This is a genomic window from Nitrospirillum amazonense (assembly GCF_007828045.1).
Taxonomy (GTDB): Bacteria; Pseudomonadota; Alphaproteobacteria; order Azospirillales; family Azospirillaceae; genus Nitrospirillum; species Nitrospirillum amazonense_C.
In genome coordinates, this window is record NZ_VITN01000003.1 from 276,408 (window position 1) to 300,677 (window position 24,270).

Genomic DNA, 24,270 nt, shown 5'->3' on the forward strand with positions numbered 1-24,270 from the left:
AGCGCCAGATCCATGCGCTCATGAAGGGATGCGCATGATCTCGGTAACGCCTGCGTTTTGGCGAAACACAATGAGATGCTTCTCCACCCGCAGGACTCGAACACCGGGCTGTAGATCTTTCCGCGTACGGCTTTCCGGGAAGAGGGGATTGTCACCAATACGCTGGAATGCCTTGACCAATGTATTCTGGTACTTCCGCGCCTGGGCTTCGCCGAACACACTGGCGGTGTATTTCACGATAGCGACCAGATTGGCGCCCGCTTGCCGGGTCAGGCGATAGGACACGACTAGCCATGTCCCGCTTGGGACTGCCGTGCCTGGGCGATTCCTTGTTCGAAGAGTTCCTCGACGCTTTTGTCAGTGAACAGACCCGCGTCGGCCTCATCAATTCCCACCTGTATCGCAGCCCGGATCAGGCCGAGTTCCACCTCGGCCAACCGCGCCCGCAAGGCCGAATCGACCAGCGTTTCGACGCTTTCCCCCGTCAAAGCCTGCAACTGGGCAAGGCGCTGAGCCGTCTCGTCCATGATGTCGATTCGCTGGGTCATGGAAGGAATATGAGGACGCGCCGGCCCACTGTCCACACCCAGCCTCAATCCCCGGACCGGGACATCTCCAGATCGACACGGTGGGGCTTGCCCTTGTGGATGAACTCACCCACGAAACTCAGCCTGTCCTTGGTGCGGGCGTAGGTGATGCGCTCGCCGGTGTTGGTGCCCTGGCCCTGGAACACCACGGTCTGCAGGCTGCACTGGCTGGCGACGAAGGTGACGGGGGCGGTCTTGTCCTCCCACGCGCGGGTCAGGGTGCCGTCGAAATGGCGCATGCGCAGGGTGACCTTGCCCTCGGCCTGCGACAGGTTCAGCACCTCCATGAAATGCGGCGTGCCGTCCTTGGCGGTTTCCCAGGCGCTGCCGGCCATCATGCCGCCGGGCAGCAGCACCCAGCGTTCCTCCCCCGCCGTGTTGACCGCGGTGTTGCCCCAGGCGCCCTGCAGCCAATGCAGGGCCTCCAGCGTGCACTCCTCCGCGCGGGCGGGGGCGGTCGCCAGCGACAGCGGTAACAGCAGGGCGATGGCGGTACGGCGCATACTCACTCCTCTCGGCGGAAGCGGGCCAGCAGGGACCGGGCGGCCATGGCTGGGGTCAGGGTGCCGGCCGTCACCGCCGATTCGGCCCCGCCCAGCCGGGCGCGCACGGCGGCGTCGGTGGTGAAGGCCGCCAGCAGGCTTTCACGGATTTCGTTCCACATCCAGGCCCGCGCCTGGTCGGCGCGGCGGCTGTGCAGCCGGCCGCTGGCGGCCTGGGCGTCGCGGAACCGTCCTATGGTGTCCCAGACCCCGTCCACGCCCATGCCGGTGATGGCGGAGCAACTCAGCACCGGCACGGCCCAGTCGGGCGTGGCGGGCCGCAGCAGGGACAGGGCATGGCGATACTCCGCCACGGCGTGGCGGGCCTGGGCCACCAGGTCGCCATCGGCCTTGTTCACCACCACCAGGTCGGCCAGTTCCACGATGCCCTTCTTCAGGCCCTGCAGCTCATCGCCGCCGGCCGGCAGCAGCAGCAGCAGGAACAGATCGACCATGTCGGCCACCGCCGTCTCCGACTGGCCCACCCCCACCGTCTCCACCACGATGACGTCGAAACCGGCGGCCTCGCACAGCAGCATGGCCTCGCGCGTGCGCCGGGCGACGCCGCCCAGGGTGCCGCCGGCGGGCGAGGGTCGGATGAAGGCCGCCGGGTCGCGCGACAACTGCTCCATGCGCGTCTTGTCGCCCAGGATGGAGCCGCCGGTGCGCTGGCTGGACGGGTCGATGGCCAGCACCGCCACCTTGTGGCCTTTGCCGATGACGTGCAGGCCGAAGGCTTCGATGAAGGTGGACTTGCCCACACCCGGCACGCCGGTGATGCCCACCCGCACCGACCGCCCACTGTGCGGCAGCAGGCGGGCCAGCAGGGCGTCGGCCTGGGCGCGATGGTCGGATCGCGTCGATTCGATCAGGGTGATGGCCCGCGCCAGGGCCCGCCGGTCCCCCGCCAGCAACGGTTCCGCCAGGCCGGTGGGGTCGGCCGGGGAACCAGCGGGCGACTCGGGGGGCAGAGGGATGTCGGCGTTCATAGGCGGCCTCGGGAAAACGTCCTCAGTCGCTCCATATCCCAGAACTTTGGTCCGGGCGAATGCTGATGTCAAAGCGGCTCGTCAAGCGATGACGGGTTTGGTCGGCGCGACGGTGACGGCTTCCTTCGCCGGATCCGCCGTCTGTTGCCGCGCCCACAGCTCGGCATAGGCGCCGCCCAGGGCCAGCAGATCGGCGTGGCGGCCGCGTTCGCGCACACGGCCTTCCTCCAGCACGATGATCTCGTCGGCCTCCACCACGGTGGACAGGCGGTGGGCGATGACCAGGGTGGTGCGTCCGCGGCTGACCTCGCGCAGGTTGCGCTGGATTTCCCGCTCGGTATGGGTGTCCAGGGCGCTGGTGGCCTCATCGAACATCAGGATGGGCGGGTTCTTCAGGATGGTGCGGGCGATGGCCACGCGCTGCTTCTCGCCGCCGGACAGTTTCAGCCCGCGCTCACCCACCGTGGTGTCCCAGCCGTCGGGCAATCCTGCGATAAAGCCGTCGATGTGGGCCAGGGCCGCCGCGTGCTCCACCTGGCTTTGCGTCGCCTCGGTGCGGCCATAGGCGACGTTGTAGCGGATGGTGTCGTTGAACAGCACGGTGTCCTGCGGGACGATGCCGATGGACGCCCGCAGGCTGGCCTGGGTCACGTGCGCGATGTCCTGCCCGTCGATCAGGATGCGGCCGCCGTTGGCGTCGTAGAAGCGGAACAGCAGCCGCGACAGGGTGGACTTGCCGGCGCCGCTGGGCCCGACGATGGCCACGGTGCGCCCGGCGGGCACGGTGAAGCTGATGCCCTTCAGAATGGGCCGGCGCGGGTCATAGCCGAAGGACACGTTCTCGAACCGCACTTCGCCGCCGCTGATGGCCAGGGGCTTGGCCCCCGGCGCGTCGGCCACCTCGCGGTCCACGGCCAGCAGCACGAACATCTTCTCCATGTCGATCAGGGCTTCTTTCACCCCGCGATAGACGAAGCCGAAGATGTTCAGCGGCTGGTACAGCTGCAGCATGTAGGTGTTCACCAGGACGAAATCGCCCAGGGTCAGGGTGCCGGCCTCGATGCCGCTGGCCGCCATCCACATGACAGCCACCAGGCCCACGGCGATGATGAAACTCTGCCCCACGTTCAGGATGGACAGCGAGGTCTGGGTGCGCACCGCCGCCTGCTCATAGACCTTCAGCGCGCGGTCGTAGCGCTGGGCCTCATGCTCCTCGTTGCCGAAGTACTTCACCGTTTCATAGTTCAGCAGGGTGTCGATGGCGCGGGCGCTGGCCTTGGTGTCGCTTTCCACCATCTGGCGGCGGATGCGGGTGCGCCAGTTGCTGATAATGACGGTGAAGGCGATGTAGCCGCCCACGGCCACGAAGGTGACCAAGGCGAACCAGATGTTGAACAGCCGCCAGAGGATGCCGGTGACCAGCAGGATCTCCAGCACCGTGGGCAGGATGTTGAACAGGGCCGTGGACAGCAGGGTCTCGATGGCCTTGGTGCCCCGCTCGATGGAGCGGGACAGGCCGCCGGTCTGCCGTTCCAGGTGGAAGCGCAACGACAGGCCGTGCAGGTGGCGGAAGACGCTCAGGGCCGCCTTGCGCATGGCGCGCTGGGCCACCCGCTCGAACACGCTGTCGCGTAGCTCGCCGAAGGCCAGCGACAACACGCGCGCCAGGCCATAAGACAGGATGGCCAGCACCGGCACCACGGCGGCGTTGGTCTTGATGCCCTCGCCCAGCTGGTCCACCGCGTGCTTGTAGAAGACGGGGATGGTGACGCTGGCCGCCTTGGCGCCGAGCAGCAGCAGCATCGCGATGATGACCCGCCCCCGGGTACCCCAATCGTCCTTGGGCCAGACATAGGGCATCAGCATGGCCAGCGCCTTGCCCTCCCCCATCTGCGGACGGGTGGGCCGGGGTTCCGGCGCGGCGGGGGACGGATGGGTGGGGATGGCGGTCTGGGTCATCAGCACTAGATGGGGCGGCGGGACGGATGGGGTAGGGCGGGGCGGCTATGTGATTGCGGCCGGTCCAGGCGCGGCGCAGCGATGGCCGTCACCCGTCAGCGCCTGTCGTTCAGCAATTGGCGGATGGCTTCGGCCAGCAGGCGGTAGGCGCGATCGTCGCCCTTGTCGGCGGCGGCCGCCGCCTTGTCCGCCTGGGCGCGGAAGCGGGCGTAACCCTGGTCGCGGCGCAGGCTGTCCCGGGCACCGGCCGCCAGCACATCGTCCAGGGTGGACGGCACCTCGGCCGTCTTCGCCGACGTGGCCGTCATGGTGGCCGCAGCACCTTTGGATTTGGTGGGCAACGGCTTGGACGGCCGTTTGAACGGGGACATGGGCGCCCTCGGGACACGGGGACCGGAACGGCCCCATCATGCCCCGGTCACGGCAACATCGCCAGCGCCGGGCCGGGCGGCACCTGGCGGTCGGGCGGGAAAATGACGGTGACGCGGGTGCCGCCGCCGGGCGGGCATTCCACCAGCAGGGTGCCGCCGTGCAGGTCCATCAGGCGGCGGACGATGAACAGGCCCAGGCCGCTGCCGCCATGGCGCCGGCGCAGCGAGGGCTCCGCCTGCAGGAAGGGCTGGGTGCCCAGGTTCTCCAGCACATAGCGGGAGATGCCCGGGCCTGTGTCGATGACCGACAGGGCCAAACCTTCCCGCCCGATGTCGGCCGACACCGTCACCCGGCCGCCGTCGGGCGTGAACTTCACAGCGTTGCCCAGCAGGTTCAGCAGCACCTGGCGCAGCGCCGTGGGGTCCAGCATGGCGTGCAGGCCGGCGACGCCGGCCACGGTGATGTCGATCTTGCGCTGGAGGTTGCCGGCCTGGATTTGGCGCACCGCCACCGCGACCTCGGCCGCGATGTCCACCACCTTGTCCTCCAGCTCGAACCGGCCCGCCTCCATCCGCGCCACGTCCAGGATGTCGTTCACCAGTTCCAGCAGGTGCAGGCCGCTGACGCGGATGTCCTCGGCATAGTCGGCGTAGCGCGCGTCACCCACCGGGCCGTAGGTCTGCTGGGTGATCAACTCGCTGAAGCCGATGATGGCGTTCAGCGGCGTGCGCAACTCGTGGCTCATGCTGGCCAGGAAGGCGGTCTTGCTGCGGCTGGCCATTTCGGCGTCGTGCCGGGCGCGGGCCAGCTGGCCATCCGTCTCCTTGCGCACGGTGATGTCCATGAGCGAGCCCAGCAGGCGGGCCGGCCGGAGGGCGGCGTCCCCGGTTTCCGTCGCCGGCCAGACGCCTTGGCCGCGCAGGTGGAACCAGCGGGTGACGCCGTCGGCGCAGACCATGGGCAGCTCCAGGTCGAAGGGCTGGCGCAGGCGCAGGTGGCTGCGTATATGGGAAAAGGCCCGCGACCGCTCCGCCTTCGGGATCATGCCCAGCACGCGGCGGAGCCCGTGGGTGCCCGCCGGCAGGCGCAGCAGGGTCTGGGCCTGGCCAGACAGGTGCAGGCTGCCGTCGCCCAGATGCCAGTCCCAAATGCCGACGGCGGAGCCGCCGGTCGCCAGCTCGTACCGTTCCTTTTCCTGGCGCATGGTCTCGGCCGCCAGATGCTGGGCCGTCAGGTCGATGGCCATGCCGACATAGCCCAGGCGCTCACCCTCGCGCGCCGTCACGGGCACGGCCTCGCACAGCACCCACACGATGCGGCCGTCGGGGCGGCGGATGCGGAATTCCTCGGCATAGCGCTCACCCAGCTGGATGGCGGTCATCCAGCGGGACTGCGCCCGCTTGTGATCCTCGGGATGGATCAGCCACCATTCCCAGCTGCCGCCGGGCTCCAGCTCCGCCGGCATGCCGGTGATTTCGCGCAGGTGGGGATTGCGGTAGGTGATCTGGCCCGTGGAATCGACATGGAAGATGCCCACGGGCGCCATGTCGGCCAGGGCGTTGTAGCGCGCCTCGCTGATGGCCAGCTCCCGGGTCTTGCGGGCGTCGGCGGCCAGGGCGCGCACCAACACGCGGTGCAGCAACAGCGCCGTGATCAGGACGAAGCCCACGCCCTTGACCGGCCCCACCCATGCCGCGTGGACAGGACCCAGCGTCATGTCCAGCGCGATGTCGGAACCCAGGACCCACAACCCGCCCAACAGGGCGTAGCCCAGGCAAATCCGTGTCGCCGCCCCCAACCGCACCCTGGGTCCCGTCCTCTTTTCCGGCGCGGGCCGCTGCCCCGAAAGGTCAGGTGCTTGGCCGGCTGGGTTCTACCAATGGACATACTGTAGGCACGGGCAACGGTCCGGCGCAATCAGCGGAAGGCCAGGACAGGGGGAAGAGGGGGCTTATTCCCCGCCCAGCACGACCTCGCCGCTGCCCGACTTGCCGATGCGCGGCGTGCCGGTGTGCTTAGCCACCGTGATGGTGCCGCTGCCGCCCATGAACAGGTTGGGATCCTTGGCGGTGCCGTCGAAGGTGAAGTCGCCCTGGCCCAGGACGGCGACCTTCAGGGCGCTGGCGGTGCCGTCGTTGATATGCACGTCGCCCTTGCCGTTGATGACGGCCTCGATGACGCCGTCCACCCGGTCGGCGGAGATGTCGCCGTTGCCGTAGACGGCCAGGCGCAGCGCCTTGTCGATGGTGCCCAGCGACAGGTCGGCCTGGCCCATGACGCGGACCTCCGCCTCCGACGCGTGACCCACATGCAGGTCGCCGTGGCCGGCGATGACGAACTTCAGCGACTCCGCCACCTCGTCCACGCTGATCTCGGCGCTCTCAACGATGTTGGCCTGCAGCGACTTGACCTTTTTCAGCGAGACCTGGGCCTTGCGCAGGTCCAGCACCACGTCGCCGTCCAGTTCGCCGTCCACGGTCAGCTCGCCGGACAGGCCGGTGGCCACCAGCTTGGTCTTGGCGGGCACGGTGATGGTCAGCTCGGTCGACCGTCCGCTGCCCGACACCTGCAGGGCGCCGTCCTCGGCCGCCGCGCGCACGGCCCCGCCGCTGGCGGAAATGCCGATGGTGGTGGCGCTGCTGGATGGGCGGATGATGGTGTTGCCGGACAGGTTGGACAGGTTCACCACCTGCTGCGCCGGAAATTCCTGGGTGCTGTCGCTCAGGGCCCGGGCGTCGCGGGCGGCGGCGCGGGCGGCCATCGCCGCGGCCTTGGCCTCCTGCTTGATGGACTCGACGTCCAGGCCCTTCATCGCATCTTCCACGTCGCGGCGGATCTGGTCGGCGTCGGCCCGGCTGATGGGGGCGGCGGGCGACGCGGGGGACACCGGCGATATCGGGGGGATGGGCGGAATCGGCGGGATGGGGGGAATGGGCGGGATGCCGCCATCCATCTTCACCACCTTGACCGAATGCGACGAGCCGTGGCCATGGCTGCCCAGCAGCATGAAGCCCAGCGAGCCGACCGCCACCAAGGCGGCGATGACGCCGCCGGCGGGTATGCCGGGCGTGAGGCGGGGACGGGGGGAGGCGACACTGGTTTCCATAGGGCGCACCCTGCGCGACATCGTAGAATTCCCCCGACTATTGGCCACTTGGTCCCGCCTGTCCGCAGTGTTTGCCTAACCGTTACACTTTTAACCCGCCTGTTACACGACCGCCAGGGGCGGCGATGCGTCCAGGCGGTCTACCTCCGGCAGGCGCCCCCGCCTCACCAACCCAGGCGGTTCATGACGGCGCTGATGCGCAGGCCGGCCTGCGCCGCGATCTCCGCCAGCCGATCCAGGTCGGGCAGGTCGGTCAGCGGGTCGGCCACGCCCAGTTCCTCGCGGTGGATGCCGCCGGCGATCAGCAGGCCGTCGATGCCGGCGGCGTTGGCGCCGGCCATGTCGGTGCGCAGGCTGTCGCCCACCGCCAGGATGCGGTTCGGCGTCAAGCCGCCCAGCAGGTCGAAGCAGCGGGCGTAGACGCCGGGGTAAGGCTTGCCGTGCTGGCGCACGTCGCCGCCCAGCTCTTCATACCGGCGTGCCAACTCACCCGCGCAGATCACCAGCTGCGGTCCGACATGCACCACCAGGTCCGGGTTGGCGCAGACCATGGGCAGCTTCAGCGCGGCGCAGGCGGACAGGATGGGCTCGTAATCCGCCAGCGATTCGCTGAAATCGACGATGCCAGTGTTCAGGACGAAGTCCGCGTCCTCGGGCCGGTCCACCTTCACGCGCGTGCCCCGGCCCTGGCCCGCCAGGTCCAGGTAGACGCCGGCGTCGCGGTCGGGGCCGATGTGCAGCAGCTTCGGCCCCAGGGCCCGGTGCCAGGCGTCCGGCGGATCGCGCAGGGCGTCGTGCGTCGCCTCGCCCGAGGTCAGCAGCGCGTCGTAATGGTCGGGCGTCAGCCCCATCTCGGTCAGCCGGGCGGCGGCGGCATCCACGCGGCGGGGGGCGTTGGACAGCAGACAGACGCGCTTGCCTTGGGCGCGCAGCGTCTTCAGGCATTCGGGCACGCCGGGATAGGGGGCGATGCCGTCATGCACGACCCCCCACAAATCCAGGATGAATCCGTCGTAACGGTCCGCCAGCTGCGACAGGCCGGTATACAAGGGAATAGCAGGGGTCATGAGGGGAACAGTCTACTCTCAGGAAGGCAGGCGGCGGGCCAGGCGAGGCTCGCCGAACAGGTAGCCCTGGCCGAAGTCGATGAACAGATCCAAAAGGTCCAGCAGCTGCTGGTCGGTTTCGATCTTTTCCACGATCAGGTCGATGTTGTTGCGGTCCAGCTGGCGTTTCAGCAGCGTCACCTTGTCCGGGTTGGCGAAGCGGCCGTCGGGGTCCAGCAGGCGGGCGGCGTCCAGCTTCACGAAGCGGATCTCGTGCGCCGCCAGCTGGTCCCAGTCGACGTCGAAGCGATCGACCTGGTCCATGGAGAAGCGGAACCCCAGGCTGCGCAGCCCGTCCAGGAAGCCGGTGGCGAAGATGTCGCCCTGCATCAGGTCGGCCTGGCTGAGCTCGAAGATGATCTTCTGCACCAGGTTGGGGTGCTGGCCCATGAACTGGACGAATTCCCGCATGAAGGTGCCGTCGTTCAGCGTGGCGGCGGAGATGTTGCAGAAGAAGCCCACGTTCTGGTGCCGCTTCTCCGTCTCACGCAGCAGCTGGACGCAGCGGAACAGCAGCAGGTTGTCGATGGGCGCCATCAGGTTGTGGCGGGCCGCCACGCCCAGATAGCGGTCGGGCGTAAGATAGCTGCCGTCTTCCAGCCGAATGCGGGAGAACACTTCATAAAAGCGGTGCTTGCGTTGCGGCAGGCTGACGATGGGCTGAAGGAAAATGTCCACCCGGTCCGACCGCAGTGCCTCGCGGATGCCGTTCATCACCGGGCCGTCGTCCTCCGCCGCCGGCGCCTCGCCGGGCAGGGGACCATAGGCGGAGCCCAGGCTGGGCACGTTGGTGGCGCGGGCGGCCTGGGCCGCCGCCGGGGCGACTTGCGGCGCTGGCGCCTGCGGGGCGGGCTCGATGGCGGTGGCGGGCCCCGCCGGCATCTGGTCGGCCAGGGTGCGCAGCATGCGGGCGTCGCTGACCACGGCGGCAACCGCGCCGCCGGCCTCGCCGCTGGGCCGCATCAGCCGGTCCAGGGCGGCCAGCACGTCGCGTTGGCGATCCAACAGGCGGTCCAACCGCTGCTCCATCCGCTCCGCCTGCTCCATGCGGGCATAGAATTCATGCAGCAGGCCGCCGAAGACGAAGACCACCAGGCCCAGCAGCAGGCCATAGGACCGGTCGACGCCCACGCCGGCCAGCGGCAGGGCCAAGGCCACGGCCACCGCCACGGCGACATAGCAGGCGGCGAAGATGATGTGACGTAGCACGTGCATGTTTTTCGCTTCCCTCAGTCGCCGGGCGCCGGCATCCGCCGGCTTGGCTTCCTCGATTTCCGGTCCGCTGACGCTCCCCGGAAATCTCCGGCGGCCCCGTCGGGGCCTAGTCGCTACGCTCGTGGTACCGCTTGTACGTCCGCGGCTGCGCCTACCGATGGTCCGCCCCCACCGCCTGGGCCACGTTGGTGAAACCGTCGCGGCGCAGCAGGTCGGCCAGGTCGCGCTTGATGGCGGCGACCAGGCCTGGACCGTGGTAGATCAGGGCGGAATAGACCTGAACCAGGCTGGCGCCGGCGCGAATCTTGGCATGGGCCTGCGCGCCCGATCCGATGCCGCCCACGCCCACCAGCGGCAGCTTGCCGCCCGTCAGGCGGTAGAAATCGCGCAACACGGACGTCGACTTGTCGAACAGCGGCTGGCCGCTGAGGCCGCCGGCCTCCGCGCGGTGGGCGGGGGTCAGGCCGTCCGGCCGATCCAGCGTGGTATTGGACACGATCAAGCCGTCGATGCCGCTGGCCAGCGCCACCTCCGCCACGTCCACCTTGTCATCCTCGGTCAGGTCCGGCGCCACCTTCAGCAGCAGGGGCGTGCGGTGGCTTCCCCGCGCCGCCAGGCAGGCGGCCAGCAGGTCGGTCAGGGCCTGGCGCCCCTGCAGTGAGCGCAGGCCCGGCGTGTTGGGGGAGGAGACGTTGACCACCAGGTAGTCGGCCAGGGGCGCCAGGCGGCGAATGCCGATGATGTAGTCGGATGCCGCGTCCGCCGTTTCCTTGTTCTTGCCGACGTTGGCGCCGACGATGCCGGTGCGGCCCAGGCCGCGCCGATCTTCCAACCGCCGGGCGAAGGTCTCCAGCCCCTCGTTGTTGAAGCCGAAGCGGTTGATGACGCCCTCGACCTCCACGGCGCGAAACAGCCGGGGCTTGGTGTTGCCGGGCTGCGGCCGGGGGGTGACGGTGCCGGCCTCCACCATGCCGAAGCCCAGGGCCAGCATGGCGTCCGGCACCCGGGCGTTCTTGTCGAAGCCGGCGCCCAAGCCCACGGGGTTGGGGAAGTCCAGACCGAATACGGTCTGGCTCAGCGCCGGGTCATCCGGGCCGCCGGCGCCGAACAGGGCCGGGGGCAGGGCGCCGACCTTCAGCAGGTTGATGGTCAGGTCGTGCGCCCGCTCCGCATCCATGGCGAACAGGATGGGACGGGCGAGGCGATAGGCCAGGCTCATCAGACCGTTCCCTCAAGAACATGCGGCGGGAACTCATGGCGGCCATCCCCGCCCAGCGGCAGCGGGTCGGCGCGCAGGACCGCGCTCACCGGAAGGCCGCCATACAGGTGGGGGAACAGCTGGCCGCCGCGTGACGGCTCATACTTCAGGGCGTCGCCCAAGGGGGCTGGGTCCACCGTCAGGATCAGCAGGCCGGTCTGGCCGGCGCGGTGCTTGGCGGCGCTTTCCACCACCTGGCTGGCGGTGGAGAAATGGATGAAGCCGTCGGCCTGGTCCTGCGAGGACCCCGGATAGACGCCGGCCGCCAGGGCCGTCAGCCATTCGTCCGCGCGGCACATATGGAAAATCACATCGCTCATGCTGTCGCCCCCATCTTGGCGCCGACCCTAGAGCATTTCGCTATGCAGCAGGATGGGAAAATGCGGGAGTCGCAAATTGAGACGAATGCCGCAGGTCTCGTCGCAAAATGACACCGCGCCGGCCTTGAAATTTTGTGACCGCCACGCGGACGCAAACGGAAAGCGGCCTATTCCTTAGGGCAACGCCGAATCTACCCGTAGGAAATAGGCGGCGGTTGCACTGGCATCAGTCTTGCGTCCCACCGCCTGCATACCTGCAATCGAGGGGAATGGAACGATGAGCCTGCTGGACGCGCCGCACCGTGATGACCAAACCCTGAGCGCCGGTTTCCTGACGGTGGGCAGCGGCCGCGCCGCGCTGGCCGGCCCGGTGATGACCCACACCCCCGTGCCGCTGAAGCCGACGACCGAGATGCTGGCGGCCGGCGCCCGCGCCGGCGGCGTCAGCGTCGCCACTGCCTGGGCCATCTACACGTCTATGCTGAAGTCGGCATAAAGCCGACGGGGATGCTGAAGGCGACCTGCCCCAGGCCGGCCTTCAACTGGCCTTCAGTCCAGGTCGAATCCCTGCAGATGGAAAGGTTCGTCTCCCCACGGATCGTCGTGCGGTGACGACAGCCTTGGCGGCGCGGGTTTCGTCAGGGGTGGAGGGTGAGATCCGGCCCTTGGCCCGGTGCATGCAGGAAGTCGCGCGTGATGCGCACGGCCTCGGCCAGGCCCACGCGCTGCGGCTCCACCCCGCCGGGGAAGGCGCCCTTCAGCCGGCTGGGCATCATGGGGTCCAGCAACACGAACACACCGGTGTCGTCGGCCCGGCGCACCAGCCGGCCGAAGGCCTGGCGCAGCCGCAGCCGGGTGATCATGTCGTCGTAATGCCGCCGTCGCGCGGTGCGGTCGAAATAGTCGCGCCGCGCCTTGTGCAGGATGTCCGGCCGGGGCCAGGGCACGCGGTCGAAGACGATCAGGCGCAGGGATCGCCCGGGCACGTCCACGCCGTCGCGCACCGCGTCGGTGCCCAGCAGGCAGGCGTTGTCCTCCCCCCGGAAGATATCGACCAGCGTCGCCACGTCCAGCCCGTCCAGATGCTGGGACAGGAGCGGCAGGCCTGCGGCCTCCAGCGGCGCGCCGATGCGCTCATGCACCGCGCGCAGGCGCTGCACCGCCGTGAACAGGCCGATGGCGCCGCCGCCCGACGCCAGGAACAGCTCGCGATAGGCGGCGGCCACCTGGGCCAAATCGTCCTTGCGCACGTCGTTGACGATCAGCACCCGCGTCTGGCTGGCGTAGTCGAAGGGGGACGGCACCTGGGCCCGCAAGGCGGGGCGGGGCAGGTGGATGGCGCCGGTGCGCACATGGGCCGCCTGCCAGTCCGCCTCCACGTCGCCGGTGCCGTCGGTCAGGGTGGCGGAGGTCATGACCAGGCCGTGGGCCTGGGCGCCCAGGATTTGGGCCAGCGGCCAGGTGGGGTCCACCCAGTGGCGGTACATGCCCACATCCAGGTCGCGGCCGTCCTGCCGCTCCACCCCGAACCAGTCGACGTAGCGGCTGGGCGTCTCCTCGGCCAGGGCCGCCAACATCTGGCGCCAGCCACCGATCTCGTTGGCGGAGCGGCGCTTCAGGCTGCGGGCGATGGCGTCGATACGGCGGCGGGTGTCGCTCTCCAGCTCATCCGACTCGTCGTCCAGCCGCTCGCGCAGCCGGTCGGCCAGGGCCTCCAACGGGGCGGACAGTTCGCCCAGGGCGGCGGACAGCGCCTGCGCCGCCTCCAGCACCCCGTCCACCAGGGGCTGGACCTCCACCTCCAGGCTGTAGGGGTTGTCCGGACCGTGGGCGCGGGCATAGACCTGGGCGCGCACCTGGGCCAGGAAGGCCTCCGTCGGGCCCACCGGTTCGCCGCCGCCCACCCGCTGCGGCCAGGCCTCCCCCGGCAGCAGGCGGGCGGCGCGCGCGATCTCATCCAACAGGCGGTTGGCGTGGTCGTCACCGCCGATCAGATCCTCCACCCGGCGGCGCAGGCCGCGCGCCCGGCTGCGCCCGCCGCTTTCGGCACCCAGCAGCCAGCGGCGCAGCTCCGCCGTCTCGAAGCCCGTCAGGTGGCCGGCGAAGGCGTTGTCGGCGGCGTCGAAGACGTGGTGACCCTCATCGAAGACATAGCGGGTGGGGATATAGGCGTCGTCCCCGCCGCCCAGGGCCGCCTGGATCATGACCAGGGCGTGGTTGGCGATGACGATGTCGGCCCGCCGCGCCCGGCGCACGCTCTTCTCGATGAAGCATTTGGTGTAGTGGCTGCAGGCGCTGTAGACGCATTCGCCCCGCCGGTCGGCCAGCGCCAGGGTGCGCCCCTTGCCCAACAGGTCGACCAGCCAGCCGGGGAAGTCGCCGCCCTGCATGTCGCCATCGCGGGTAGCCGCCGCCCAGCGCGCCATCAGGCCGATGGCCACGGCGTACTGCGGGTTGGCGGTGGCCACACCGGCCGCCTCCTCCAGGTTCAGCAGGCACAGGTAGTTTTCCCGCCCCTTGCGGATCACGACCTTGCGCGCCTTGGTGACCGGGTCGCTGTGCAGGCGGTCCATCTCCTTATCGATCTGGTGCTGCAGCTGGCGGGTGTAGGTGGAAATCCAGACGGGGCCCTTGTTCTTCTCCGCCCACACCGTGGCCGGCGCCAGATAGCCCAGGGTCTTGCCCACGCCCGTGCCCGCCTCCGCCAGCACCATATTGGGCTCCCCCTCCACGTCGCGGGGGGTGAAGGCGGTGGAGACGGCGCTGGCATAATCCGACTGCTGTGGCCGGGGCTCGGCCTGTTGGCCGCTCATCACCAGGTCGGCCAGACGGCGGCGGGCCTCGGCCGGTTCCACCGGCAAATGGCCGGGCGGCGGCTCCGGCGCGTCCGCCTGCCATTCCTTCATGCCGGCCCACACCTGATAGGCGCGGATGGCGCCGCCGCGCCAGCGTGACTTCTCCGGCCCCGCCGGCGCCCCCAGGGCCGCCAGCACCAGGGGCGACCACAGCCACCTCCCCACCTGGCCCCCGCCATTGTCCTCGCCGCCCATGGCCCAGGCCAGACCGATGGGGTCGGAACGCTGGTCGTCCACCGGGGCCATCAGGTCGCACAGCAGGGCCTCGGCCGCGCGCACCAGGGTCAGGGCCTCGGCCTCCGCATCCGCCGGCCGGGGCAGGTCCAGGGCCTGCGCCAGGCCGCGCGGCGTGGGCAGGCAGAAGGTGGCGGGCCGCACGAAGGCGTACAGCTCCAGCAGGTCATAACCCTGGATCAGCTTGTCGGTGCCCAGCCGCCGGGCGGTGGCGCGGGCATGGCACAGCAGGTGCGGCTGGCGGGTGGCGCGGCGCACCGCCTCCGCCTTGTCGATGAGCTCCACCTCGCCGTCGGCGCTCAGCCACACCGCCTGGCGCGCGCCGGGCACCAGGGCCGGCGCGTCCGGCACCAGCAGGCGCCGCGGCCCGGTGGGGGCGGACACCAGGCTGGGCGGCGGCTTCGGTGCGGCGGGTGGTTGAAACGGATCGGTCATCGGTGGCTTCGGCGTTGGGCGGGCCGGAGTATAGACGGCGACTCGCGGCTTTTCATGAACAAAAGCGGTACGGCTGCGTCGGCGCCATTTCAGGGCGCGCGCGTGTTCAGGGCGCGCTGTGGGTCGCGCGTGGGCTGGCCTGTTGGGATATGCCCCTTTCCCGTGCGGGGGATCGTCTTAATTCACCCCCTGGGCCGTGCGGCGGCCCGGGTTGAACGCAGGGGAAGGGACGGTGCCTGACAGTTTCATCGGCGGCGGCGGCTCGGCCGGCCTGTCCATGGCCGGCTGGATGGATGCCGAGATCCCAGAGGGCCGCCTGCTGATCGGCCCCACGCACGGCATCCCGGCCGGCATGCGGCGCTATGCCCTGGGCGGCGGCGCCAGCGGCCCCATCTGGCGGGATGCCCGTGTCATCCGGTATTTGCACGGCCTGGACGCGATCGGCCGCCTGCGCCTGCGTCATGTGGTGCAGGGCGTGGACTTCCGCGTCAGCGACACCCAACTCATCGACCAGGCGATGCGCGACCTGGCCATGGGCAGCCTCAGCGCCTTCCTCATCCCCCGCGCCGTCGCCCCGCTTTCGCCCCCGCCCGTGGACCCGCCCCGGCACGACCAGGGGGACGAGGATCCGCCGGGCCAGCCGGCGCAGTGGTCGGTGACCGACCGCGTGGTCGCCACGCTGCGCCGCTGCGTGCCCCTGCTGCCGCGCGAGATGCAGCAGGCGGCCAAAAGCCTGTTCACGCGTGAGACGCTGTACTGGCTGGCCGGCTTCCTGGTGGTGTGGGCCGGCGGGCACCTGGCCGGCTATGGCGAGGCCATCGATCTCATCCTGCTGGGCGTGGGCTACGCCATGGTGGGCTGGTCGGTGTTCCAGGGCCTGAACGACCTGGGCCACGGCATCGCCCTGGCCACCACCGCCAAGACCCAGCACGACCTGGACGAGGCCGCCCGCCGCACCGCCGCCGGCCTCACCATCCTGACCATCAACGCCATCATCGCCCTGATCGCCAAGGTGAAGCCAGCCTCGGGCGGCAAGCGCCCGGTGGTGGAGGAACCGCCCCCGCCGCCGGCCGATCCGCCGCTGCCGCCGAAGAGGCTCCCTGAACCGGTCAAAACAGAATCGCTGCCCCCGCCACCAAAGGCGCTTCCAAAGTCGCCCGAGGTCAAGACGCTCGCCTATAGACCGACATCCGGCGTACTGCTGCAGACGAAGCCAGGACAGACGACCACCATTCTTGGCTCCTACACCAACGACATGAAGTCCGTCGTCGGCGAGCTTGGGAACGTGAAGAGCACGGATCTCGGCCCGCGCATTAATGATTTTAACGTCTTAAACGTTCCGGATGAGCTGTATAAATCTCCCCAGCAGTTCTGGAGTGAATACAACGAACCGTGGCTCAACAATGCCATTAACCGTGGCGACAATTTCCTTATGGCCACGAAGCCGGCGTTCGATGTGACCGATATAAGGACCGGGGCCAGCGTTCTGGCGCGCCCCAATCCCGTCACCGGCCAAATGGAACTTAGTGGGTTCGGCCGGGAGTATTTGACGATGCGTCGGGCTGGATATGTCTATCAAGATGGGATGATGGTGAAATGAATTCCATTTTTAAACTGGAAGAGATTGTGAAGCGGGAAATGGGCGACATTATTTCCTCCTATCACCTAACAATTCATGCCGTCAGCGATAGCGAGGTTTTGCTGAAATCGCGCGAATATGCGATTGATGTGGTTGCGGATAGGGATGGGGTTAGTCTTGTGTATTTTGACAAGAGAGCGAAGTCCATAAAGGGTTATAATATATTCCGCTTCTTGGTGGACAAGCGCCGCAATCAACTCGACTTCGCGAAGAATCAGCCGCCAACACACAGCTACCCGGAATTCATTGAACTTCAGACCCGCAGCTTGGCGAACCACTTGCGGAAAGCGGCGCAGGACATTTTGAGTGGATCCACGGAATGGATTAAGGCGTATTCCTGGCCAACTCTGCCGCCGGCGAACGAAATCGCCCCCCTTATTTGAATTCCATCAAGGCGGCCCAGCCTCAAATAAACGGCGCCGCCAGCCCTTCCTGCGCGAACGCACGCTGTACGGAGGGGCGGGCCAGAAGCTCGGCGCAGAGGCGGCCCAGGTGGGGCAGGTCGCGGGGTGGGCGGGCGAAATTGCGGCCCCAGCGCACCAGCATCAGCAGCAGGAAGTCGGCGACGGTCAGGTGGTCGGCGGCGATGTAGGGGCGGGTGGACAGTTCGCGGTCGACCAGATCAAACATCTGGCACAGGCGCCGTTCCGCCGTGGCCTTGGCGTCGGCCACATGGGCGGGGTTGCGGGCGGGATCGCCCACATGCTGCTCGGGATAATAGAAGACGCGGTATTCCGGCTGAATGGTGTTGGTCAGGTGGAACAGCCAGGTCAGGAAGCGCCCCCGACCGGGCGTGCCGGGGGCGGGCGCCAGCTCGGATTCGGGGTGCCTGTCCGCCAGATGCAGCAGGATGGCCGCGGTCTCGAACACCGTCTCCGCCCCGTCCAGCAGGGTGGGAATGCGGCCGGTGGGGTTGCGGGCCAGGTAGGGAGCCGATTTATGCTCGGCGTTGGCGCGGTCCAGCAGCACCAGCTCATAGGGCGCCCCGATTTCCTCCAGCGCCATGTGCGGCGCCAGGTTGGCATTTCCCGGGAAATAGAACAGCGTGTAGGCCATGGACGACACCCCCTCCGTAAACGCGAGGCCGGCCAAGGCCGGCGCCGGCCGACAGACCCCGCGGCGCGCGATGCTACGGCGGGCCGTCCGCTGGGCACAAGTGGCCCTGCTGGCGGGGGTGGCGCTCACCCTGGGCTGGGTCTGCCTCTACGCCGTGGCGGATCCGCCGGGCACGCCGCTGATGCTCATCCGCCGGATGCAGGGCGTGCCCACCCAGGGCTGGAGCTTCGTGCCGCTGGACCGCATCGCCCCCGCCCTGCAGCGCGCCGTCATCGGGGCGGAGGACAGCCGCTTCTGCAGCCACCATGGCGTGGACTGGGAGGCGGTGGACGCCGCCATGGACGAGGATGAGGAAGGCCACAAGCTGCGCGGCGCCAGCACCATCAGCCAGCAGACGGCCAAGAACGCCTTTCTCTGGCCCGGCCGCACCTGGCTGCGCAAGGGGGTGGAGTTCGGCTTCACCGAGCTGATCGAACTGGTCTGGGGCAAGCGCCGCATCCTGGAGATGTATCTGAACATCGTGGAATGGGGCGACGGCCTGTATGGGGCGGAGGCGGCGTCCCGCGCCTATTTCGGCGTGCCGGCATCGGCCCTGTCGTCCGCGCAGGCGGCGGCGTTGGCCGCCGTGCTGCCCAGCCCGCGCAAGTGGAACGCGAGGCATCCCGGCCCCTATGTCGCGCGGCGCATCGGCATCCTGGAACAGCGCGCCGCCATCGTCGCTCGCGACCGGCTGGACGGCTGCCTGCGGCGCTGACCCCGCCCCGTGCGGCGGCTTGGCGCGCGTCCCTTGTACAGAGGCGTGAGAATAACTATTAATTTCCGGGACGCCCCGGGCCGGTCCCCGGGGTAGCCCCCTTTTGACGGGCTCCGGCGACGGGGCCTGAGGCGTATTCGGATGCATCTATCTTCCCGCCCCGCCGTTTCGGACGCGCCCGCCCCGGATCAGGACGCCCTTCCCGCCCCCGCCCTTACCGCGGACGCCCGCCCCTTGAGCCGGGCCGCGAAGGGGGAGGTGGGCCGGGTGATCCGCGTGGGCCTGGACGGCGCCCCGCACGACAGCCTGGACCCGGATGAGCTGGAGCGCCGGCTGCTGGAGATCGGCTTCGTCGAGGGGGCCAGGGTGGAAATCCTGCATGAGGGCCTGTTCGGCCGCGACCCCATCGCCGTGAAGGTGGACGACATGCGTGTGGCCCTGCGCCGCCGCGAGGCCGAGGCCATCCTGATCACCGCCTGGCAACAGCCGGACGCGTCGGGCGCCACCCCGCGCGCCGTCGCCGAAGACCGCCGGTCATGAACGCCATCGCCCCCGTCCTCCAGACCGCCCCGCGCATCGCCCTGGTCGGCAACCCCAATTGCGGCAAGACCGCCCTGTTCAACGCGCTGACCGGCAGCCGGCAGAAGGTGGCCAACTACGCCGGCGTGACGGTGGAGCGCAAGGAAGGCAGCTTCACCACGCCCGAGGGCCGGCGCGTCCAGGTCCTGGATCTGCCCGGCACCTATTCCTTACGCGCCCGCAGCCCGGATGAGGAGGTGACGCGCGACGTCGTGCTGGGCCGCTTCAAGGGCGAGGCCGAGCCCGACCTGCTGGTCTGCGTGGCCGACGCCACCAACCTGCGCCTGGTGCTGCGCCTGGTGCTGGAGTTGAAGCAGGTGGGCCGGCCGCTGCTGCTGGCCCTCAACATGTTCGACATCGCCAGGCATCGCGGCATCGAGATCGACATCGGCCGCCTGTCGGCGGAGCTGGGCGTGCCGGTGGTGCCCACCGTGGCGGTGCGCAAGGCCGGCACCGCCGACCTGCTGAAGCATATCGACACCGTGGCGGTGGAATTGGCGGGCGCCGCGTCCGCCGGCGCCAACACTTGGCACGAGCCCTCGGCGGAAGAGGTGCGCGCCACCCACCGCGAGGCCGACCGCATCATCAAGCTGGCGGTGCGCCCGCCGACCAAGCCCGATACCTGGACCACCCGGCTGGACGCCGTGCTGCTGAACCCGGTGGCGGGGCTGCTGATCCTGCTGACCGTGCTGTTCTTCATGTTCCAGGCGGTGTTCACCTGGGCGCAGCCGGCCATGGACGGCATCAAGGCCGGGTTCGACGCCCTGGCCGCCTGGATCAACGGCGCCATGCCCGACGGCATCCTGCGCAGCCTGATCACCGACGGCGTCATCGCCGGCGTGGGCAGCATCATCGTCTTCCTGCCGCAGATCGTCATCCTGTTCACCTTCATCATCCTGCTGGAAGATTTCGGCTACATGCCGCGCGCGGCCTTCCTGATGGACAAGATCATGGGCGGGGCTGGCCTGCATGGCCGCGCCTTCATCCCGCTGCTGTCCAGCTTCGCCTGCGCCATTCCCGGCATCATGGCGACGCGCGTCATCGACAACCGGCGCGACCGCCTGGCCACCATCATGGTGGCGCCGCTCATGACCTGTTCCGCCCGCATTCCGGTCTACACCCTGATCATCTCCGCCTTCGTGCCGGACCGCACGGTGGGCGGGGTGTTCTCGCTGCAGGGCCTGGTCATGTTCGGGCTCTATGCCGCGGGAATCCTGAGCGCCTTGCTGGTGGCCTTCGTCATGCGGCGCCTGGTGTGGCGCGGCACGGTGGAACCCTTCCTGATGGAACTGCCGGCCTACAAGGTGCCGGACGTGAAGAACCTGGTGATGGGGGTGTGGACCCGGGCCAAGGCCTTCCTGCAGCGGGCCGGCACCACCATCCTCAGCATCATGATCCTGATCTGGTTCCTCAGCTCCTTCCCCGGCGCGCCGGCGGGGGCGACCGATCCCGCCATCGACTATTCCATCGCCGGCATGGTGGGGCATTGGCTGCAGCCGCTGGTGGCGCCCATCGGCTTCAACTGGCAGATCACCGTGGCGCTGATCCCCGGCATGGCCGCGCGCGAGGTGGCGGTGGCGGCCCTGGGCACCGTGTACGCCGTGGGTGGGGCCGGGGGCGGCGGCGAGGAGAATGTGACCGCGCTGATGGACACGCTGGGCCATAGCTGGTCGCTGGCCACGGCCCTGTCACTGCTGGCCTGGTACGTCTTCGCGCCCCAGTGCGCCTCCACCCTGGGCGTGGTGCGGCGCGAGACCAACTCCCTGAAATGGCCGCTCATCATGTTCGGCTACATGCTGACCCTGGCCTACCTGGCCTCGTTCGCCACCTACCACATCGCCGCCAGCCTGGGATGGGCGTAAGGGGGACATCATGGCTCAACAGATCGTCGTCGGCCTGATCGTGGCGGCCGCCTTGGCCTGGGTCCTGCGCCCCACCGTGATGCGCATGGTCCGTCGCCGTCAGGTCGCCGCCGGCAAGGCCCCCGGGCCCTGCGGCTCCGACAACTGCAACTGCGGTAGTTGAGCGCAAGAGCCAAACCCTGGCCCGGAAGCTCCTGCTGGCTGGCGTATGCCAGCCTAGGCCCCGACCGGGGCCGCCGGAGATTTCTGGGGAGCCGAAGGCGGACTGGAAATCGAGGATAGCCAAGCCGGCGGATGCCGGCGCCCGGCGCCTGAGGGAACAATCACTTGGGCGCGGGTCTCGTCGCCAGACGCCACTGGGTGGCTTGGCTGTAGCGCTTGGCCAGGAAATGGTAGGTCCGCTTCATCAGCGCCTCCAGCTCCGGGCTCTTTTCCACCGTCACGGTCAGCCAGCCGTCCAGCACCTCGTCCCAGGGCAGCAGCGACTGGTGCAAATCGTCGCGCATCTCGCGGATGTAACTGATGTTCTGGTCGAACTTGCGCAGCATGGCCAGGATCTCGCCCGTCTGGGCATCGACCTGGGCGAATCGGGATTCCAGGTCGGCGATGGGCGGCAGCGACAGGGTCTGCATGCGCACGATCTCTTCCTTGACCATGCGCTCGGCCTTGTAGATGCGGTGGGCCGTCTCCAGCCCCTGGCGGACCTTGTGCAGGGCCAGGGCCCGCTCGCGCAGCGCCTCGACATAGGACAGTTCCTTGGCCAGCTTGTCGATGTGCAGGCCGATCTCCTCCTCCGGGTCGCCGGCCAGCGACAGCCGGTTGGCGATCATGCGGAAGGCCTCGTGCACGCGGACCTTGGTCCCGGGGTCCTCCACCACCTGTTCCAGCTGCTCGGGACTGGACACCACGGTCTCACCGCCCGTCAGCCAGGTGACCAGCTGCACCGTCAGGCGGCCCTTGGCCACATTGTAATGCCGTTCGTCCACCCGCCAGCTGGCGGTGCCGTCGATCAGCTCGTTGGGGATGGTGTCGCCGGGGCGGATTTCGCGGACATAGCGCAGGCCCTTGGCCGCCATGGTCAGCAGCTGGCCGTCGAAGGATTTGGGCTGAATGCCGAACTCGGTGCAGATCTTCTCGATGGGCACCTCGACGTCCAGCTTGCCCAGCTTCATGCACATCACCGGTTCATCGTTGGTCTTGGACAGGATGAAGCGGCAGCCATCGACCGTGAAGACCTTGTGGTCGAACAGGAAGTGCGTGCTGCGGTTGGCCGTGGGCTGGATGCCTGTGCTCATGGGCGCTGGACTGTTCCGGGTGATGAACGACGGCGCCCCACCGCCGCCGGGCGCCGGGGTGCCAGGCCACACTACCACGTTTGGCGGGGGCTGCATCGGCCATGGGTGCCGTCAAGGCTTGCAGTACCCGCTTTGGGGCGCGACAGGAAACCTCTTTCCGTCCCGGGCGGCGCACGGTAGTTTTGCCGGCTTCGGGGTTTCCTCAGGGAACGTCCCACGGTCATTCACGGTCACCGGCTGGCGCGCGGCCCCCATCGCCGCGCCGGCCGGGTGCGCTTTCAGGTCCGGATGGGTCCGGACGAATTTCGGGGTCCTATGACGCAATCGCCGGCTGTCGCCGTGGCCGACCAAGCCAACACCGCCATCCTTGTGCGGGATCTGCACAAGCGCTTCGGCGAGACGGAGGTGCTGAAGGGCGTCTCCCTGACGGCGCGGGACGGCGACGTCATCTCCCTCATCGGATCCTCCGGCTCGGGTAAGAGCACGCTGCTGCGCTGCATCAACCTGCTGGAGACGCCGGACGAGGGCCAGGTCTGGGTGAATGGCGAGCTGATCCGCATGGCGCGCGACCGTCGCGGCGCGGCCGTGCCCGCCGACCGCCGCCAAGTGGACCGCATCCGCCAGCGCCTCGGCATGGTGTTCCAGGGCTTCAACCTGTGGACGCACATGACGGTGCTGGAGAACGTCATCGAGGCGCCGGTGCATGTGTTGGGCGTGCCCCGGGCCGAGGCGGTGGACCGGGCCAAGGCCCTGCTGGACAAGGTGGGCCTGGGCCAGCGGCAGGATTATTATCCCAGCCAGTTGTCGGGCGGGCAGCAGCAGCGCGCCGCCATCGCCCGCATGCTGGCGATGCAGCCCCGCGTCATGCTGTTCGATGAGCCGACCTCGGCGCTGGACCCGGAACTGGTGGGCGAGGTGCTGCGCGTCATCCGCCAACTGGCGGATGAGGGCGCCACCATGCTGATCGTGACGCATGAGATGGCCTTCGCCCGTGACGTCTCCTCCCATGTGCTGTTCCTGCACCAGGGCCGGGTGGAGGAGGAGGGGACGCCCGACGAGGTGTTCGGCAACCCCCGCAGCGACCGCTGCCGGCAATTCCTGGCCCGGCCCGCTTAAGGCATACTGCACAACAAAGAGCGGCGGCCGATCGGACACGGGGTGTTGATGCGGACCGTCCCGTCATTGGTTTCGTAGGGGGTTTCATGAAGAAGCTGGTCTTGGGCCTGATTGCGGTGGTGGTGGTCGCCGGGGTTGCGTACCTGGCGACGCACCGTACGCCGTCCGGCACCGGCGCGCCCACCGTGACCGACCAGGGGGTGCCCAATCCCCTGCGCGTGGCGACGGAGGGGGCCTACCCACCCTTCAACGTGGCGGAGCCCGACGGCACCCTGAAGGGGTTCGAGATCGACCTGGCCAAGGATTTGTGCCGGCGCATGGGCGTGAAGTGCGAGATCGCCGCCCAGGCCTGGGACGGCATCATCCCCGGGCTGCAGGCCGGCAAGTACGACGTCATCCTGGCCGGCATGTCCGCCACGGACGAGCGGCGGCAGGCGGTGGACTTCACCGTCCCCTACGTGCTGACCCCGGCCTACTTCGTGGCCCCCAAGGATAGCCCCCTGACCAAGATCGACTTCGGCCTGCAGCGGCTGGACATCGCCAACATGGACGAGGCCGGGACCCAGGCTATGGACAAGTTGAAGGCGGCGCTGAAGGGCAAGACCGTGGGCGTGCAGGTGGCCACCATCCATGCCAACTTCCTGGACACCTACCTGGGCGACACCGTCACCGTCCGCCGCTACGACACGCTGCAGAACCTGTCGCTGGACCTCGCGACCGGCCGTGTCGATGCCGGCCTGGCCGACATGACCGGCTGGCAGCCTTTCCTGGAGGGCACGGACGGCCAGAACGCCGCCACCTTTGGCCCCGGCATCACCGGCGGCCTGCTGGGCCCCGGCATCGCCGCCGCCCTGCGCAAGGGCGACGGTCGCCTGCTGGACGCCCTGAACAACGCCATCACCGCCGCCAAGGAAGATGGCACCATGAGGAAGCTGGCCGAACAGTGGTTCCACTTCGACGCGTCGGCGCATTGAGTTTTCCCTCAGGCGCC

At 68.9% G+C, this 24,270-nt stretch carries 24 protein-coding genes; 9 read left to right on the plus strand and 15 right to left on the minus strand.

Going from position 1 to position 24,270, the window contains the following annotated elements:
- Nucleotides 1-18 precede the first annotated feature (18 nt).
- The 12 genes from FBZ89_RS06665 to FBZ89_RS06720 form a co-directional block, all read right to left on the minus strand.
- Nucleotides 19-285, minus strand: a complete 267-nt coding sequence (locus FBZ89_RS06665; protein WP_145749225.1) for a type II toxin-antitoxin system RelE/ParE family toxin — start codon at nucleotides 283-285, stop codon at nucleotides 19-21.
- A gap of 2 nt (nucleotides 286-287) precedes the next feature.
- Nucleotides 288-548 (minus strand): hypothetical protein, encoded by a 261-nt coding sequence (locus tag FBZ89_RS06670; RefSeq protein WP_145749226.1) that lies wholly within the window; start codon nucleotides 546-548, stop codon nucleotides 288-290.
- A gap of 44 nt (nucleotides 549-592) precedes the next feature.
- A complete protein-coding gene (locus FBZ89_RS06675) occupies nucleotides 593-1,090 on the minus strand; it encodes a DUF6265 family protein (protein WP_145749227.1) in 498 nt (165 codons plus the stop codon).
- Between the two features lie 2 nt (nucleotides 1,091-1,092).
- Complete coding sequence (gene meaB / locus FBZ89_RS06680) at nucleotides 1,093-2,118, minus strand: methylmalonyl Co-A mutase-associated GTPase MeaB (protein ID WP_145749228.1); 1,026 nt, start codon at nucleotides 2,116-2,118, stop codon at nucleotides 1,093-1,095.
- An 81-nt stretch (nucleotides 2,119-2,199) separates the two neighbouring features.
- The gene (locus tag FBZ89_RS06685) at nucleotides 2,200-4,077 is read right to left on the minus strand and encodes an ABCB family ABC transporter ATP-binding protein/permease (protein ID WP_145749229.1); all 1,878 of its coding nucleotides are present in this window, start codon (nucleotides 4,075-4,077) and stop codon (nucleotides 2,200-2,202) included.
- 95 nt (nucleotides 4,078-4,172) lie between these two features.
- Entirely contained in the window at nucleotides 4,173-4,448 is a 276-nt protein-coding gene (locus FBZ89_RS06690; RefSeq protein ID WP_145749230.1) for a hypothetical protein, read from the minus strand.
- A gap of 47 nt (nucleotides 4,449-4,495) precedes the next feature.
- Nucleotides 4,496-6,253 carry a sensor histidine kinase gene (locus FBZ89_RS06695; protein WP_145749231.1) on the minus strand — a complete coding sequence of 586 codons (1,758 nt, stop codon included), beginning with the start codon at nucleotides 6,251-6,253 and terminating at the stop codon, nucleotides 4,496-4,498.
- Nucleotides 6,254-6,400: 147 nt separating this feature from the next.
- Nucleotides 6,401-7,555 (minus strand): DUF2807 domain-containing protein, encoded by a 1,155-nt coding sequence (locus FBZ89_RS06700; RefSeq protein ID WP_145749232.1) that lies wholly within the window; start codon nucleotides 7,553-7,555, stop codon nucleotides 6,401-6,403.
- A 164-nt stretch (nucleotides 7,556-7,719) separates the two neighbouring features.
- Nucleotides 7,720-8,622: a TIGR01459 family HAD-type hydrolase gene (locus FBZ89_RS06705; protein WP_145749233.1), complete on the minus strand. Its 903-nt coding sequence runs from the start codon at nucleotides 8,620-8,622 to the stop codon at nucleotides 7,720-7,722.
- Nucleotides 8,623-8,640: 18 nt separating this feature from the next.
- Complete coding sequence (locus FBZ89_RS06710) at nucleotides 8,641-9,876, minus strand: EAL domain-containing protein (protein WP_145749234.1); 1,236 nt, start codon at nucleotides 9,874-9,876, stop codon at nucleotides 8,641-8,643.
- 151 nt (nucleotides 9,877-10,027) lie between these two features.
- The gene (locus tag FBZ89_RS06715; RefSeq protein WP_145749235.1) at nucleotides 10,028-11,095 is read right to left on the minus strand and encodes a quinone-dependent dihydroorotate dehydrogenase; all 1,068 of its coding nucleotides are present in this window, start codon (nucleotides 11,093-11,095) and stop codon (nucleotides 10,028-10,030) included.
- A complete protein-coding gene (locus FBZ89_RS06720) occupies nucleotides 11,095-11,454 on the minus strand; it encodes a DUF952 domain-containing protein (RefSeq protein WP_145749236.1) in 360 nt (119 codons plus the stop codon). Before FBZ89_RS06720 ends, FBZ89_RS06715 begins: the two co-directional genes overlap by 1 nt.
- 277 nt (nucleotides 11,455-11,731) lie before the next feature.
- On the opposite strand from FBZ89_RS06720, the gene FBZ89_RS06725 reads away from it, so the two are divergent.
- Nucleotides 11,732-11,950 carry a hypothetical protein gene (locus FBZ89_RS06725; protein WP_145749237.1) on the plus strand — a complete coding sequence of 73 codons (219 nt, stop codon included), beginning with the start codon at nucleotides 11,732-11,734 and terminating at the stop codon, nucleotides 11,948-11,950.
- Between the two features lie 142 nt (nucleotides 11,951-12,092).
- On the opposite strand, the gene FBZ89_RS06730 is transcribed toward FBZ89_RS06725, so the two are convergent.
- A complete protein-coding gene (locus FBZ89_RS06730) occupies nucleotides 12,093-14,978 on the minus strand; it encodes an ATP-dependent DNA helicase (RefSeq protein ID WP_145749238.1) in 2,886 nt (961 codons plus the stop codon).
- Between the two features lie 232 nt (nucleotides 14,979-15,210).
- Between FBZ89_RS06730 and FBZ89_RS31170 the strand changes: the two genes are divergently transcribed.
- Both FBZ89_RS31170 and FBZ89_RS06740 read left to right on the plus strand, forming a co-directional pair.
- Entirely contained in the window at nucleotides 15,211-16,578 is a 1,368-nt protein-coding gene (locus tag FBZ89_RS31170) for a hypothetical protein (RefSeq protein ID WP_211115131.1), read from the plus strand.
- Entirely contained in the window at nucleotides 16,575-17,000 is a 426-nt protein-coding gene (locus FBZ89_RS06740) for a hypothetical protein (protein WP_145749239.1), read from the plus strand. The genes FBZ89_RS31170 and FBZ89_RS06740 overlap by 4 nt, the downstream gene beginning before the upstream one ends.
- A gap of 22 nt (nucleotides 17,001-17,022) precedes the next feature.
- Here the strand turns inward: FBZ89_RS06740 and FBZ89_RS06745 are convergent, their stop codons facing one another.
- Nucleotides 17,023-17,673 (minus strand): glutathione S-transferase family protein, encoded by a 651-nt coding sequence (locus FBZ89_RS06745; RefSeq protein WP_145749240.1) that lies wholly within the window; start codon nucleotides 17,671-17,673, stop codon nucleotides 17,023-17,025.
- Here FBZ89_RS06745 and mtgA point away from each other — a divergent pair.
- The 4 genes from mtgA to FBZ89_RS30735 all read left to right on the plus strand — a co-directional run bounded on the left by mtgA (nucleotide 17,672) and on the right by FBZ89_RS30735 (nucleotide 21,031).
- Nucleotides 17,672-18,427, plus strand: coding sequence for a monofunctional biosynthetic peptidoglycan transglycosylase (mtgA, locus tag FBZ89_RS06750; protein WP_246172069.1), 756 nt, complete (start codon nucleotides 17,672-17,674; stop codon nucleotides 18,425-18,427). The genes FBZ89_RS06745 and mtgA overlap by 2 nt on opposite strands.
- Before the next feature lie 234 nt (nucleotides 18,428-18,661).
- Entirely contained in the window at nucleotides 18,662-18,967 is a 306-nt protein-coding gene (locus FBZ89_RS06755; protein ID WP_246172070.1) for a FeoA family protein, read from the plus strand.
- Nucleotides 18,964-20,868, plus strand: coding sequence for a ferrous iron transport protein B (feoB, locus tag FBZ89_RS06760; RefSeq protein WP_186457228.1), 1,905 nt, complete (start codon nucleotides 18,964-18,966; stop codon nucleotides 20,866-20,868). The genes FBZ89_RS06755 and feoB overlap by 4 nt, the downstream gene beginning before the upstream one ends.
- 10 nt (nucleotides 20,869-20,878) lie before the next feature.
- Nucleotides 20,879-21,031 (plus strand): hypothetical protein, encoded by a 153-nt coding sequence (locus tag FBZ89_RS30735; protein ID WP_186457229.1) that lies wholly within the window; start codon nucleotides 20,879-20,881, stop codon nucleotides 21,029-21,031.
- 160 nt (nucleotides 21,032-21,191) lie between these two features.
- Here FBZ89_RS30735 and FBZ89_RS06765 read toward each other — a convergent pair whose 3' ends face one another.
- Complete coding sequence (locus FBZ89_RS06765; RefSeq protein WP_145749242.1) at nucleotides 21,192-22,163, minus strand: hypothetical protein; 972 nt, start codon at nucleotides 22,161-22,163, stop codon at nucleotides 21,192-21,194.
- Nucleotides 22,164-22,478: 315 nt separating this feature from the next.
- On the opposite strand from FBZ89_RS06765, the gene FBZ89_RS06770 reads away from it, so the two are divergent.
- Together FBZ89_RS06770 and FBZ89_RS06775 are read left to right on the plus strand one after the other, a co-directional pair.
- Nucleotides 22,479-23,279: an ABC transporter ATP-binding protein gene (locus FBZ89_RS06770; RefSeq protein WP_145749243.1), complete on the plus strand. Its 801-nt coding sequence runs from the start codon at nucleotides 22,479-22,481 to the stop codon at nucleotides 23,277-23,279.
- A gap of 86 nt (nucleotides 23,280-23,365) precedes the next feature.
- Nucleotides 23,366-24,253 (plus strand): transporter substrate-binding domain-containing protein, encoded by an 888-nt coding sequence (locus tag FBZ89_RS06775; RefSeq protein ID WP_145749244.1) that lies wholly within the window; start codon nucleotides 23,366-23,368, stop codon nucleotides 24,251-24,253.
- The last annotated feature ends 17 nt before the right edge of the window (nucleotides 24,254-24,270 follow it).

Coding starts and splice junctions, on each gene's coding strand:
- FBZ89_RS06710 (WP_145749234.1), bottom strand. CDS start 9,876: ATGCACGTGCTACGTCACATCATCTTCGCCGCCTGCTATGTCGCCGTG.
- FBZ89_RS06685 (WP_145749229.1), bottom strand. CDS start 4,077: ATGACCCAGACCGCCATCCCCACCCATCCGTCCCCCGCCGCGCCGGAA.
- FBZ89_RS06670 (WP_145749226.1), bottom strand. CDS start 548: ATGACCCAGCGAATCGACATCATGGACGAGACGGCTCAGCGCCTTGCC.
- FBZ89_RS06775 (WP_145749244.1), top strand. CDS start 23,366: ATGAAGAAGCTGGTCTTGGGCCTGATTGCGGTGGTGGTGGTCGCCGGG.
- FBZ89_RS06745 (WP_145749240.1), bottom strand. CDS start 17,673: ATGGCCTACACGCTGTTCTATTTCCCGGGAAATGCCAACCTGGCGCCG.
- meaB (WP_145749228.1), bottom strand. CDS start 2,118: ATGAACGCCGACATCCCTCTGCCCCCCGAGTCGCCCGCTGGTTCCCCG.
- FBZ89_RS06700 (WP_145749232.1), bottom strand. CDS start 7,555: ATGGAAACCAGTGTCGCCTCCCCCCGTCCCCGCCTCACGCCCGGCATA.
- FBZ89_RS06725 (WP_145749237.1), top strand. CDS start 11,732: ATGAGCCTGCTGGACGCGCCGCACCGTGATGACCAAACCCTGAGCGCC.
- FBZ89_RS06715 (WP_145749235.1), bottom strand. CDS start 11,095: ATGAGCCTGGCCTATCGCCTCGCCCGTCCCATCCTGTTCGCCATGGAT.
- FBZ89_RS06730 (WP_145749238.1), bottom strand. CDS start 14,978: ATGACCGATCCGTTTCAACCACCCGCCGCACCGAAGCCGCCGCCCAGC.
- FBZ89_RS06675 (WP_145749227.1), bottom strand. CDS start 1,090: ATGCGCCGTACCGCCATCGCCCTGCTGTTACCGCTGTCGCTGGCGACC.
- FBZ89_RS06690 (WP_145749230.1), bottom strand. CDS start 4,448: ATGTCCCCGTTCAAACGGCCGTCCAAGCCGTTGCCCACCAAATCCAAA.
- FBZ89_RS06705 (WP_145749233.1), bottom strand. CDS start 8,622: ATGACCCCTGCTATTCCCTTGTATACCGGCCTGTCGCAGCTGGCGGAC.
- mtgA (WP_246172069.1), top strand. CDS start 17,672: ATGGACGACACCCCCTCCGTAAACGCGAGGCCGGCCAAGGCCGGCGCC.
- FBZ89_RS06740 (WP_145749239.1), top strand. CDS start 16,575: ATGAATTCCATTTTTAAACTGGAAGAGATTGTGAAGCGGGAAATGGGC.
- FBZ89_RS30735 (WP_186457229.1), top strand. CDS start 20,879: ATGGCTCAACAGATCGTCGTCGGCCTGATCGTGGCGGCCGCCTTGGCC.
- FBZ89_RS06720 (WP_145749236.1), bottom strand. CDS start 11,454: ATGAGCGATGTGATTTTCCATATGTGCCGCGCGGACGAATGGCTGACG.
- feoB (WP_186457228.1), top strand. CDS start 18,964: ATGAACGCCATCGCCCCCGTCCTCCAGACCGCCCCGCGCATCGCCCTG.
- FBZ89_RS06770 (WP_145749243.1), top strand. CDS start 22,479: ATGACGCAATCGCCGGCTGTCGCCGTGGCCGACCAAGCCAACACCGCC.
- FBZ89_RS06765 (WP_145749242.1), bottom strand. CDS start 22,163: ATGAGCACAGGCATCCAGCCCACGGCCAACCGCAGCACGCACTTCCTG.